General features: G+C 44.8%; 10 protein-coding genes and 1 tRNA gene. 8 read left to right on the forward strand and 3 right to left on the reverse strand.

Annotated features, from left to right (window positions below; genetic code table 11):
• Window positions 1-81 precede the first annotated feature (81 nt).
• A tRNA-Arg gene (locus ACTXGL_RS10915) sits at window positions 82-158 on the reverse strand.
• Between the two features lie 367 nt (window positions 159-525).
• Here ACTXGL_RS10915 and ACTXGL_RS10920 point away from each other — a divergent pair.
• From ACTXGL_RS10920 to queF, 4 genes are all read left to right on the forward strand, one after another.
• On the forward strand, window positions 526-1,191 hold the full coding sequence (locus tag ACTXGL_RS10920; RefSeq protein WP_443526831.1) for a c-type cytochrome: 666 nt from the start codon (window positions 526-528) through the stop codon (window positions 1,189-1,191).
• Window positions 1,192-1,502: 311 nt separating this feature from the next.
• On the forward strand, window positions 1,503-2,465 hold the full coding sequence (locus ACTXGL_RS10925) for an ABC transporter ATP-binding protein (RefSeq protein ID WP_319051738.1): 963 nt from the start codon (window positions 1,503-1,505) through the stop codon (window positions 2,463-2,465).
• A 29-nt stretch (window positions 2,466-2,494) separates the two neighbouring features.
• On the forward strand, window positions 2,495-3,268 hold the full coding sequence (locus ACTXGL_RS10930) for an ABC transporter permease (protein WP_319051792.1): 774 nt from the start codon (window positions 2,495-2,497) through the stop codon (window positions 3,266-3,268).
• Between the two features lie 89 nt (window positions 3,269-3,357).
• A complete protein-coding gene (queF, locus tag ACTXGL_RS10935) occupies window positions 3,358-4,242 on the forward strand; it encodes an NADPH-dependent 7-cyano-7-deazaguanine reductase QueF (RefSeq protein ID WP_443526832.1) in 885 nt (294 codons plus the stop codon).
• Window positions 4,243-4,342: 100 nt separating this feature from the next.
• Here queF and ACTXGL_RS10940 read toward each other — a convergent pair whose 3' ends face one another.
• On the reverse strand, window positions 4,343-6,061 hold the full coding sequence (locus ACTXGL_RS10940; protein WP_443526833.1) for a proline--tRNA ligase: 1,719 nt from the start codon (window positions 6,059-6,061) through the stop codon (window positions 4,343-4,345).
• 579 nt (window positions 6,062-6,640) lie between these two features.
• Between ACTXGL_RS10940 and ACTXGL_RS10945 the strand changes: the two genes are divergently transcribed.
• Window positions 6,641-7,381, forward strand: a complete 741-nt coding sequence (locus tag ACTXGL_RS10945; protein ID WP_443526834.1) for a DUF4230 domain-containing protein — start codon at window positions 6,641-6,643, stop codon at window positions 7,379-7,381.
• Between the two features lie 21 nt (window positions 7,382-7,402).
• Here ACTXGL_RS10945 and ACTXGL_RS10950 read toward each other — a convergent pair whose 3' ends face one another.
• Window positions 7,403-9,025, reverse strand: coding sequence for a cryptochrome/photolyase family protein (locus ACTXGL_RS10950; protein ID WP_443526835.1), 1,623 nt, complete (start codon window positions 9,023-9,025; stop codon window positions 7,403-7,405).
• 263 nt (window positions 9,026-9,288) lie between these two features.
• Here ACTXGL_RS10950 and ACTXGL_RS10955 point away from each other — a divergent pair, with 263 nt between their 5' ends.
• The 3 genes from ACTXGL_RS10955 (at window position 9,289) to trpA (ending at window position 12,330) form a co-directional block, all read left to right on the forward strand.
• Window positions 9,289-9,960, forward strand: coding sequence for a phosphoribosylanthranilate isomerase (locus ACTXGL_RS10955; RefSeq protein WP_443526836.1), 672 nt, complete (start codon window positions 9,289-9,291; stop codon window positions 9,958-9,960).
• A gap of 129 nt (window positions 9,961-10,089) precedes the next feature.
• On the forward strand, window positions 10,090-11,364 hold the full coding sequence (trpB, locus tag ACTXGL_RS10960; RefSeq protein ID WP_319051732.1) for a tryptophan synthase subunit beta: 1,275 nt from the start codon (window positions 10,090-10,092) through the stop codon (window positions 11,362-11,364).
• A 141-nt stretch (window positions 11,365-11,505) separates the two neighbouring features.
• A complete protein-coding gene (trpA, locus tag ACTXGL_RS10965; protein ID WP_443526837.1) occupies window positions 11,506-12,330 on the forward strand; it encodes a tryptophan synthase subunit alpha in 825 nt (274 codons plus the stop codon).
• The last annotated feature ends 360 nt before the right edge of the window (window positions 12,331-12,690 follow it).

A 12,690-nucleotide genomic window follows, 5' to 3' on the forward strand; every position in this document is an offset into this window, starting at 1 on the left:
AAAGGAAATTATAGACACAAAAAAACCTCAAACAATATAATGTTTGAGGCGAAACTTGAATAAAACTTAAGCTATAAATAATGGTGCGCTCGGCGGGAATCGAACCCACGACCCTCGGCTTCGGAGACCGATACTCTATCCAACTGAGCTACGAGCGCATATGATAACGTTATGCCAGATTGTCACGCTTAGATCAGCATGATAACCAGCATAAGATGCCTATAAATAAAGACCGCTTAGTCTAACAAATAAAAAGCATAAAGCCAATGAATGACAGCTGTGATTGAGGTTTTTTGAGAAAAAACAGTCAAGTCATTAAACAAGCATGGCAATTTACCTGCCTTTTCCCTTATAATGTTGGGGAGAATTCATATTTATAATCACCGATTACAAGTGCGCTGGCACGCGGGATGGCTGTCTGCTATTGAGGACTTAGAGGTCGTCAAAGGAGGACAGACAGAATGTCCGAGCCGTCTCAGCCCTTGTATACGTAATAAGAGAACGTGACGAATGAGAAAAGTAGTTATGTTATCGGCAGCTGCCATTCTAGGAATCGCTAGTATCGCGGTGAGCCAAGCTGAAGATATTGTAGACACCCCTGTATCTGTGTCTGATGTAGCAGAAGGACAAGATGCTGTAGAAGAGGCGCCGCAAACGTTAGGTGGTGAGCCTATAGCTGCTGCAGATACCACAGATGGCGCTGCGACTACGGACGAAGCTGCACTAGCAGACGGCGCAGAGACGGCAGCAGCAGATGGCGAAGAAACAGCCGCTGTAGCACCTGCCGCTGACGAAGAGCCGATCCCGCAAGATACGCCACAAGTCCAAAAACTGATCGCGCTGTACCCGAATCTAATTGCTCGTATTCAGCCTGTTGCCAATATCTGTTTTGAAGACGATGAAGTTTGTGATGTAACAGCACGTGCTGCTGGTCCATCAGCGGGTGATGGTCCTCGTGATGGTAAAGCTGTCTATAACGCGGTATGTCAGACTTGTCACACAGCAGGTTTGCTGGGTTCACCTATCTTTGGTGATGCTGGTGCGTGGGGACCACGTATAGCAAAGGGTAAAGAAACCTTATACACTCATGCTATCAACGGTTTTAATGCGATGCCTGCCAAAGGTGGCGCGGACATTCCTGACGAAGAAGTCCAAAACGCTGTAGATTATATGGTTGCAGAAGCCAGCTAATTCTTATTAACTATCTCTCAAAGCTTTTAGGATAGTTATCTATAAAGCGCCTATTTCAGCAATGAGGTAGGCGCTTTTTCATGATGAGTATTATTAATACGGTACTTCGAATATAAAGCAGTTGAAATTCATCATTGGTAGCCTCATTTTATGAGATTGTACCGTCTCTTCTAGGTAGTAGAGTGTGTTGAACATTCTCATACTCTTGCGTTTCTATATGGCTTTTGCCCATATGACAGTCGAATGTTCAACACAGCCTATTATTCTAAAATGGCACTTTATATACACCGATAACAAATAAAGAGGTCTTCATGTCTGATGTACCAGCACTTTCTATCCAAGGCTTATCCAAGACCTACGATAACGGCTTTTCGGCTCTAAAAGGGGTCGATTTAATGGTACCACAAGGTGGGTTTTTTGCGCTGCTCGGCCCAAATGGTGCAGGTAAATCTACGATGATCGGTATTATCAGCTCACTGTTCAAGCCAACCACAGGCAGTGTGCATATCTTTGGGACAGATCTACTAGAAAACCCTTCGATTGCTAAGCAATACCTTGGCGTAGTACCGCAAGAATTTAATTTTAATATGTTCGAAAAAGTCGAAGATATCTTGATTACTCAAGCGGGTTACTTCGGTATTCCTGCCAAAGAAGCCAAACCACGGGCGAAAAGGCTACTTACCGCACTTGGGCTGTGGGATAAGCGCGACAGTAAATCACGTGAGCTGTCCGGCGGTATGAAGCGCCGTCTGATGATCGCACGAGCATTAATTCATAAACCAAAGCTATTGATTCTTGATGAGCCAACGGCGGGTGTTGATATCGAGCTGCGCCGTTCCATGTGGGAGTTTATGCAGCAGATTAACATCGAAGAAAACACTACGATTATTTTGACGACTCATTATTTAGAGGAAGCGGAGCAGCTATGTAAACGCATTGCTATCTTGGATCATGGTGAGATTCGTATTAATACGGAAATGAAAGACTTGTTGGCACAGCTGTCAGTAGAGACGTTTGTTTTTGATTTGGACACGCCGCTCACTGAGCAGTTGGCTTTGACTGGGGTGACAGATATATTACAACCGGATGAGCAAACACTAGAAGTCACATTGACAGAAGGCGAGTCATTGAATGGTGTCTTTGATCAGTTGTCTGATAAAGGCATTAAGGTAGGAAGTATGCGTAATAAAGCCAACCGATTAGAAGAGTTGTTTATGCGCTTGGTAGACAAAAATATTGAAAGTGCAGACAGCATGAAGGAGGCGGGATTATGAGTCAGGAATTAACCGATCATAATAAAACCATGTCATTGAGCAAAAAGTGGATTGCGTTTCGTACGATATGGTTCAAAGAAGTACGCCGCATTTTGCGTATTTGGCCGCAGACGTTACTACCGCCAGTGATCACGATGAGTCTGTACTTTGTCATCTTTGGTAAGATGATTGGCTCGCGTGTGGGTGAGATGGGCGGCGTGCCATACATGCAGTTTATCGTACCTGGTTTGATCATGATGTCGATCATTACCAACAGTTACTCGAACGTGGTGTCGAGCTTTTTTAGTGCCAAGTTCACATCTAGTATTGAAGAGTTATTGGTATCGCCTGTATCCAAACATGCCATTTTGATGGGTTATATCAGCGGTGGTATTTTCCGCGGACTGGCTATTGGGGTCATTGTTTCGATAGTGGCGTTATTCTTTACCGATCTTGGTATCGAGCATTTATTTGTAACGGTGTTTACGGTGCTTGGCACGTCGATTTTGTTCTCACTAGGCGGTTTTATCAATGCGGTGTTTGCACGCTCATTTGATGATATCTCTATCATACCGAGTTTTGTATTGACCCCATTGACCTATCTTGGTGGTGTTTTTTATTCGATGGAGAACTTATCGCCTTTTTGGCAAAATGTCTCGCTACTGAATCCTATCGTGTACATGGTCAACTCATTCCGCTACGGGATTCTTGGCTATTCTGATGTCAATGTTTGGTATTCGATGGCAGCGATTTTTGTATTCTGTGCGATATTCTATACGATTGCTTATCGCTTACTAAGCAACGGTTCGCGCGTGCGCTTGTAGTATGTATGATGCAAAAGGGTAGTACAGATACTATCCACTGAATGTATTAGTTATAGCAAGTTTTTAACAGTCCAATATTAGGAAGACAGATGAGTATCCACGGTATCTTGGGTGAGCAAACCACAGACTATCCTACAGAGTATAGTCCAGAGACGCTATATCCTATTGCACGTAGTATGGGTCGTGATGCGATTGGCTGGCAGGATGACAAGTTAACGGTTGGTGTGGATTGGTGGCAGGCGTTTGAGATGTCTTGGTTAAATACACAAGGTATCTCGCAAGTGGCTATTGCGCGCTTCGGTATTCCTGCCAGCTCGCCCTTTATCGTAGAGTCAAAGTCACTTAAGTTGTATTTGAATAGTATTAACTTTACTGAGTTTGCTAGCTGGAATGATGTACAGACGTTGATTGCCAAAGACTTATCAGCCTGTCTGCAAGCTGACGTACAAGTAGAGCTATTTGGCTTGAATGACGACTTGAATGACAAAGCCACAGGATTGCTGATTGCTCAGCCTGAAGGGGTTTGTATTGATGATGCTCTCGCGAATAGCAGTGAAAAAGTAAGGTTAACTGAGCATCCTGATGCGTCATTGCTGAGTACTAACGAAGTAGAGGCGAGCGGTGAAAGGATGGTAAGTGATGGTACGCAGCCGCATACTTTTTATTCCAATCTACTGCGTAGTAATTGCCCAGTGACTAATCAGCCAGACTGGGGCACTTTGGCCGTATACATAACGACTGAAAAGGGTTTTAATAACGCTAATATGCTGCGTTATATATTGAGCTTTCGTCAGCACAATGGTTTTCATGAGCAGTGTGTTGAGCAGATATTTGCTGACCTGAGCCGTTACTACGAGCCAAGCGAGTTGATGGTTCGCGCATGGTATACACGCCGCGGCGGTATCGATATCAATCCTTGCCGTGTGAGCGATATTAGCCTATTACCTAAGCCTAACCGCTTGATTCGTCAGTAGTGCTAGCACTACTAGGGCTAGAGTACGAACCATGCTAAGCCAACAAAAAAGCGCCTATCTCATAAGATAGGCGCTTTTTTTATCGTTCTTATTGATACTGCTATTTGCTGGTTACTTTTGCCATGACTTCTTCGCGGCTTAGCATCTGCTTCTCAGCTTCGCGGCGGTTGACGTACTCGTACTTGTCTTCAGCAAGGTTACGATCAGAGACGACAATACGATGCGGAATACCAATCAACTCAAGATCAGCAAACTTGACGCCTGGACGCTCGTTACGATCGTCGAGCAGCACATTGATACCTTGAGACTTCAGCTCTTCGTACAATGCTGTTGCTGTTTGCATAACGGTTTCTTCTTTTGACTTCATCGGTATGATGGCGACTTCAAAAGGTGCGATTGAGTCATCAACCGTTGGCGTTTTTGGCCACATGATGCCATTGTCATCGTTGTTCTGCTCGATTGCAGCAGCAATGATACGACTGACACCAATACCGTAGCAACCCATCATAAGAGTTACAGGTTTGCCATCTTCGCCAGAGACCGTGCAATTCATCGCTTGTGAGTACTTATCACCCAATTGGAAGATATGACCCACTTCGATACCGCGTTTGATTTTTAGGCTACCTTTACCATCAGGAGAAGGGTCGCCTTCTTGCACATTGCGTACATCAACGACACGCGTGATGCTGGCGTCGCGTTCCCAGTTCATGCCGATAGTGTGCTTATTGATTTCGTTGGCACCGCAGACAAAATCTGACAATGCTGCTGCTGAGCGATCAACGAATACTGGCATATCTAAATTGACGCCGATATAGCCTTTATGCAGACCCGCTGCCTTTAGCTCTTCGTCAGAGGCGAGCGTTAGTGGAACGTTGGCTTCTTCAATCTTTTCAGCCTTGATCGTATTGAGCTGATGATCGCCACGTAGCACAACAGCGATTAGCTGTGGCTCATCGTTTTCGGTATGACCGTGTACGATTAATGTTTTGACCGTGTTTTCTAATGGGATGTCTAAGTGCTCAGCGACCATTTTACAAGTGGTCATCTTTTCTGTTAGTACGTCTTCACGATCCATGCTAGGTGTCTGACGCTCAGCGGTGCTGACAGATTCAGCCAGCTCGACGTTGGCTGCATAATCAGAAGAGTCTGAGAAAGCAATATCATCTTCGCCGCTATCTGCCAATACATGAAACTCATGTGAGGCAAACCCGCCAATAGAGCCTGTGTCTGCTTGTACCGCACGGAAATCTAAACCCAGACGGGTGAAGATACGGGTATAAGCGTCATACATGTCATCATAAGTTTTGGCCAATGAGGTTTGATCCACATGAAATGAATAGGCATCTTTCATGGTGAACTCGCGTGCACGCATCACACCGAAGCGCGGACGAATCTCATCACGGAATTTGTTTTGAATCTGAAAGAAACTTATCGGCAGTTGCTTGTAACTACGCAGCTCACCTTGGGCAAGGTTGGTGATGACTTCTTCGTGCGTTGGACCCAGCACAAAGTCGCGATCATGACGGTCTTTGAAACGCAGTAGCTCAGGACCATAATCATCAAAACGTCCAGTCGTCTGCCAAAGCTCAGCTGGCTGAGTCATGGGCATCAGTACTTCTTGCGCCCCAATGTTTTGCATCTCTTCACGAACAATACGTTCGACTTTTTGCAAGATGCGCAAACCCATAGGCAACCAAATATATAACCCAGAAGCGATCTTACGGATAAGACCAGCACGCACCATCAATTGGCTTGAGGCGATGTCAGCATCACTTGGGGTTTCTTTTAGTGTAGCAAATAAAAATTGACTGGCTTTCATAAATAAAGCGTAACCTTATCAACGATAAAAAAATAAGAAATAGTAGGATGTTGAGCGTATGGCTAATCGTTTCACTGCCGTCGCAAGCTTACCTTTATTACTTAGCAATAATCTAGGGTATTTCCTAGTTACTGATATGCCCATATAAAAGCACATTAGTAAAAACCACTCTTGTAATAGAGCGGCAAATTTAGACTGATATATCACGATGTCGAAATGCAAAGTATTCATGATAAATACTCAGGTCAAAACCCGAGAAGCACACTTATGCTGACATTTTATACATACAGTCTGACTATGTTAGGTAAAGTTAGCCTAAGACGCAATGACTTTTTGACTTTTCAGACCGAACGTTACGCAAAGGTTTGAATAACAGCCGAATAATTAAGTTATCCCTATGATTTTATGGCAAACCGTAAGATGTTTTATGGACAGCTCAGCTAGATATTATGTAGAGGATTGGTAGTCATTACTTGAATTTACTGCACAATAGTCGCATTTATACCGTGAGTACTTGCTCCGGCTGTACAGCGCCATTGGCCTTATAAAAACAATGCAGCATCAATAAAGGGAATCTCTATGAACAGTCCTGATAACAATCATACCAATGGCACTCAAAAATCAGCTAAGAGACCTATTGCTATGATGTCTTGGGTGATACTACTCATTGGCTTAGCCACAATCGTTTTTGCTATTTATAGTGCGCAAAACGTGACAGAAGAGGAGCCAATAGAGACCATCACACGAGAGGGCGTGGTAACACAAATCCAGCAGCTTAACCGCTTACATACCGTTGCGTTCAGTGTGGATACTGTGATTACCAGTGAGCGACCGGGCAGTTGGATGAAGCTGTGGCAAGATGAACAAAAAGCATTGTTTATCGCTCATGGGCGTGTAGAGGCAGGGGTTGATCTGAGCGCGCTAACACCTGAAATGGTACAGGTCATTCAGCCCGTTCAAGCTGATGACGCGCAAGCCGTGAACAAAGTACCTAACTCACCAGCTGCCACTATGCCGCAAATCAACATCACCTTACCGCCTACAGAGATATTTTCGGTATATTTGGATGATATCGAGATTTATGATTGGCAGACCGGTGCGTTTGGCATGATGCAAGTCGATCCTAAGATATTAGATGAAGCGCAGCGTATGGCAAAAGCAGAAGTGCTAGAGCGTGCTTGTAGAGGCGATGTGATGAATATGGCGCTACAAAACGCTCAAACGCAATTGCAGCAACTATTTGCGCTAACAGGTGCCGTCGTCACTGTTAACAATCAAGGAGCGGGCGCGTGTCGATTGCCTGCAGCTACGAATGGCTAGTCTGTTAGTTATTTTTTAAACTTAAGCTTCTTTCTTGAATTCAGCGATAGCCAGTTTTCGGACTGATTTGTGTTCGACCATTGGCGCAGGGTAATCAACATCGGCAAACTCCCCATTTTTTGACAGTGCTTTACGCATCTTGTCTTCACTATGCAAGGTGCTTGCGGGGATATTTTTTAGTTCCGGTAGCCATGTTTTGATGAACAATGCTTTTTTGTCATGCGTACTGCCTTGACTAAAAGGATTCATGATACGGAAGTAGGGCGCTGAGTCGGTACCTGTTGATGCGCTCCACTGCCAGCCGCCATTATTGGACGCAAAGTCACCATCGATGAGCTGCTGCATAAAGTAGCGCTCACCTAAGCGCCAATCAATCAATAAGTCCTTGGTCAAAAACATCGCTGTGACCATGCGCAATCGGTTGTGCATAAATCCAGTCGCATTTAAGCAGCGCATCGCCGCATCAACGAGTGGCACACCGGTCATGCCGGTATACCATGATTTAAAATCATCTTCATCGTATGACCAACTGACTTTGGTATCGGTATCTTCTTTGTACGCTTTATGACGAATCAGGTTGGGCTTGTCGACCAGCACATGACGATAAAAATCACGCCATGCGAGCTCACTTATCCAGCGGTTGATGTCTTCATTATCGCCATCATTGCCATGCAGTTTTTCTTGAGCTTTGCTTGCTTGTAGATAGCAGAATCTAGGGCTGATAGAGCCTATAGTGAGATAAGCCGATAGCTGACTGGTAGCATGCAGATGTGGTACATCACGGCTGACATCATAATCATTGATATCATCAGCGATAAATGCCTCTACACGCTGGCAAGCAGCAGATTCGCCTGCAGGATAGGCGTCTCTTGCGGCAGTCAACTGGGTTTCTATATCGATATGCGCTAATGAGTCTTCTTTCTCTAGCGTCTTTTGATAATCATTGAGCATTTTTTTACTGAGTGTTTCGATATCATCGATTGTAGTCGCCATATATTTCGACGATTTTAGATTGAGTTTATCATCGCAGTCGACCGCTGATGCGTCATGCATTTGGATAGTGCTCACGTCCAAGGTGTGTCGCCATTTCTTATAAAACGGTGTAAAGACTTTATACATACTGTCGCCGTCATTGGTCGTAATGCTCAGCGGTGGCAAGATACATTGATCATGCCAGCGGACGAACTCGATGTCGTCTTTTGCAAGCTGGCCTTTTACCTGCTCATCACGATCGATCTCATTGCCCTCATACTCATGATTGGCCATAACGCAGCTGATATCATTGTTACTGCATAAGCTTGTTAGAGCCTCTATACAGTCAGAGAAACTAGGACAGAGCTGTACGATCAAGGTAATATTGAGTGTTGATTGCAAGTCCTTTGCTAGATTAGGCAAGGTGCGAATAATATGATCGACTTGGACAAGAGAAGTGTCATGCTCTTGCCACTGCTCAGGTGTCAAAAAAAACACAGCAGATACTGATGCATTGTCCTCATTAGCGCGTTCGCACAGCGCTGCCAATGCGGTATTATCATGAAGGCGTAGGTCCCGACGAAACCACATTAAGTAATGCAACGGACTATCGCTACTGCTACTGTCGCTATTCTTATTATTGCTACCATCGTTGTTAGTAGTCTTAGACATCAAAGTATCCCTATATTAATCAATCGCAATCATAAACAAAACTGGTGATAAAAGTATGCTAGGATAAGTTTTTGGATGCAATGGCTTTGCCGTTTGAGTAACAAATCATCATCATATCTAACGATTTACCTTTAGCTCAAACCTATCTGATACCGTTATAATCAGTGTCATGCTTAGGAAGATGAAGTCTCAAAAGATAAGCAGTCTTAAAGAAGTCGTTAGTCTCAAGAAAGAGAAAGTACCAAAAAATCAAAGGTCACGACATGCACGTTAAGTTTTGCGGGTTTACTCAGCTTAGTGATATACAGACTGCGGCACAGTTAGGTGCTGATGCGGTCGGTTTGGTGTTTTATCCGCCAAGTCCGCGTGCGGTCACGATGGAGCAAGCACAAACTTTAAGCGCTGCCGTGCCTGCTTTTGTGAGCGTTGTGGCATTAGTGGTCAACATGCCTACAGATGAGTTGATCGAACTGGCAAATGATGTACCTTTTGATATCATTCAGTTCCATGGTGACGAAACGGCTGAACAATGCGCGCAGCTGGCAAATATGGTCAATAAGCGCTGGATCAAAGCGCTACGTATCAATGCAGAGCAAGACACGCCCGATAGTGTTCGTGCTCAGATCGCGCAGTTTGCTAGCGCAGGTGCCAGTAGTATCTTGTTAGATGCTTATCATCAAGCGACATACGGCGGTACAGGGCAGCGCTTTGACTGGAGTCTTATTCCACAAGACAGTACGCTGCCAGTTGTATTGGCTGGTGGTCTCGATGCGCAGAATGTTGCAGAAACTTCTAATCTACCTATCTATGGCGTCGATGTCAGTGGCGGTATCGAGAGTGACAAGGGCAAAAAAGACACTGCCAAAATGCGTGCCTTTATGAAAGCAGTCAAGCGTGATCGATGGCAAAACGAAACGGTCACTGACGTCGCTTAAGTTTTTTATGATAGGTGATTTTCTATATATAATAGGCTTATCTGATCGTTATTCCGATCTTTCTGTTTGAATCTTATTTTCCCTTTATATTTATTCTAAAAAATACCACTTATTACAGTAGGAATTATCATGAGTCATGTCGCTAATAAAGATTTATCTGATACAGCACAGTCTGTAAACACCTTTACCAATCCTGAAAATGTACAGGACTTTAACCAGTATCCCGACGTACGTGGACACTTTGGTGTACATGGTGGCCGTTTTGTCTCTGAGACGCTAATGGCTGCCCTAGAAGAACTAGAGACGCTCTACACTAAAGTCAAAGCAGATCCAGCGTTTTGGGAAGAGTATCACAACGATTTGGTCAATTATGTCGGTCGTCCAACACCGCTATATCATGCCAAGCGTTTGAGCGATGAGATTGGCGGTGCGCAAATTTACTTTAAGCGTGAAGACCTCAACCATACAGGCGCGCATAAAGTAAACAACACGATCGGTCAGGCATTGCTTGCCAAGATGTGCGGCAAGAAACGCATTATTGCTGAAACTGGCGCAGGACAGCATGGTGTCGCAACGGCGACGATTGCAGCACGCCTAGGACTAGAATGTATCGTCTATATGGGTGCCGATGATGTCGAGCGCCAAAAGATGAACGTCTATCGTATGCGCTTGCTTGGTGCAACAGTAGTACCAGTTACTTCCGGCTCACGTACGCTCAAAGACGCAATGAACGAAGCCATGCGTGACTGGGTAACTAATGTCGATAGCACCTACTATATTATCGGTACGGTGGCAGGTCCGCACCCTTATCCGCTATTGGTTCGTGATTTCCAAGCGATTATTGGTAAAGAAGCCCGTATCCAGCATTTAGAAAAAACAGGCAAGCTTCCTGATGCATTAGTCGCTTGTGTGGGTGGTGGTTCAAACGCTATTGGTCTGTTCTTTGATTTCCTCAATGACACTGATGTCAAGATGTATGGCGTCGAAGCCACGGGCGATGGTATCGAATCAGGTCGCCATTCTGCGCCACTGGCGGCGGGTCGTATCGGTGTATTGCATGGTAACCGCACCTATCTTATGGCAGATGATGATGGTCAGATTCAGGAGACACATTCTATCTCAGCGGGTCTTGACTATCCCGGTGTTGGCCCAGAACATAGCTTCCTAAAAGACATGAAACGGGTTGAGTATGTCGGCTGTACTGACAAAGAAGCGTTAGAAGGCTTCCATGAAGCCACGCGCAAAGAAGGTATCATCCCTGCGCTTGAGACTGCTCATGCCGTCGCTTATGCATTGAAACTGGCTAAAACTATGACTCCTGATCAGACGATCGTCGTTAATATGTCAGGTCGCGGTGACAAAGATTTGCATTCAGTAATGAAGGCAGAAGGGATCGAGATGTAGTAGCGACTGCCTCTGTAAGCTAATAATCTTACAAGTTACTAGACACTCCCTCATAAGAAAAATAGCTTAGCATCCTTTGTCTGACAGATACTGTTAGATAAAGGGTCAAATAAGCCAGTTTATAATAACTAAGAGATCACTATGACCCGAATTGAAAGTACCTTTGAAACCTTAAAATCACAAAATAAAAAAGCCCTGATTCCTTATGTGATGGCAGGCGATCCTAATCCTGCAACCACTGTCGGTCTACTGCATGAATTGGTCAAGCACGGCGCCGACATGATCGAAGTTGGCTTACCGTTCTCTGACCCAATGGCAGATGGTCCGACTGTTGCGTTGGCAGGCGAGCGTGCATTAGCCGCCGGTACCAGTACGCGTGATGCGCTCAAGATGGTGGCAGAGTTCCGTCAAACCGATACGCAAACGCCGATTATCCTAATGGGTTATCTCAACCCTGTGGAAATCATCGGCTATGACAACTTTGTGGCACTATGTGAGCAGTCAGGCGTTGACGGTCTATTGATGGTAGATTTGCCACCAGCCGAGGCGGGCAGCTTCACTCAGCATCTAACTGACCATGCGATGAATGAGATTTTCTTGCTATCGCCAACGACATTACCTGAACGCCGTGAGCAAGTATTGACCCATTGCGGCGGTTATATCTATTATGTGTCGCTAAAAGGCGTGACGGGTTCAGCCACCCTAGATACAGATGACGTTGCCACGCAAGTTCAGGCGATCAAAGCGGAAACAGACTTACCAGTATGCGTTGGTTTCGGTATCCGTGATGGTGCCTCTGCAAAAGCAATCGGTACTCATGCAGATGGTGTTATCGTCGGTAGTGCATTGGTACAGAACTTTGCCGATATTGATGCTAACGACACCGCAGCAGTTGCCAATGCCCAGCAGAAAATAATGGAAAAAATGGATGAGCTACGTAGTGCGCTGGACAGTTTGAGTGCTTAGTAGCTATTGCCTTAGTATTGCTGTTATCTGAAGAAATAGTTATTTGAAACGGCAAAGTCAAATCGTCGCTATTGTCTTCTTAAAGACTTTACTCAAATGCTTTACGTGAAGACAATACTAAATAATGACTTTGCTAAATTTAGTTTACGAGTGTAAACTAACATGATTATTATATGGCGTCTGATAGCAGTGTATTGTGAGTGATTATCCTCATAATTGCATCGTCTATCAACAAGCATACCGCCAGAGTACCGACATATTAGCTTAACCTCTGATATGTCGCATAACTGCTCATGTTATGACTAGGTTTGACGCTTTGTTTAGACGACCATTACACTCTCAATGACAAGCCAATGAGCA

Source organism: Psychrobacter sp. T6-6 (assembly GCF_052258185.1).
Taxonomy (GTDB): domain Bacteria; phylum Pseudomonadota; class Gammaproteobacteria; order Pseudomonadales; family Moraxellaceae; genus Psychrobacter.

Bases quoted from the DNA above. Each gene is read 5' to 3' on its own strand.
- ACTXGL_RS10920 (WP_443526831.1), top strand. From the start codon at position 526: ATGTTATCGGCAGCTGCCATTCTAGGAATCGCTAGTATCGCGGTGAGC.
- ACTXGL_RS10925 (WP_319051738.1), top strand. From the start codon at position 1,503: ATGTCTGATGTACCAGCACTTTCTATCCAAGGCTTATCCAAGACCTAC.
- ACTXGL_RS10930 (WP_319051792.1), top strand. From the start codon at position 2,495: ATGTCATTGAGCAAAAAGTGGATTGCGTTTCGTACGATATGGTTCAAA.
- queF (WP_443526832.1), top strand. From the start codon at position 3,358: ATGAGTATCCACGGTATCTTGGGTGAGCAAACCACAGACTATCCTACA.
- ACTXGL_RS10940 (WP_443526833.1), bottom strand. From the start codon at position 6,061: ATGAAAGCCAGTCAATTTTTATTTGCTACACTAAAAGAAACCCCAAGT.
- ACTXGL_RS10945 (WP_443526834.1), top strand. From the start codon at position 6,641: ATGAACAGTCCTGATAACAATCATACCAATGGCACTCAAAAATCAGCT.
- ACTXGL_RS10950 (WP_443526835.1), bottom strand. From the start codon at position 9,025: ATGTCTAAGACTACTAACAACGATGGTAGCAATAATAAGAATAGCGAC.
- ACTXGL_RS10955 (WP_443526836.1), top strand. From the start codon at position 9,289: ATGCACGTTAAGTTTTGCGGGTTTACTCAGCTTAGTGATATACAGACT.
- trpB (WP_319051732.1), top strand. From the start codon at position 10,090: ATGAGTCATGTCGCTAATAAAGATTTATCTGATACAGCACAGTCTGTA.
- trpA (WP_443526837.1), top strand. From the start codon at position 11,506: ATGACCCGAATTGAAAGTACCTTTGAAACCTTAAAATCACAAAATAAA.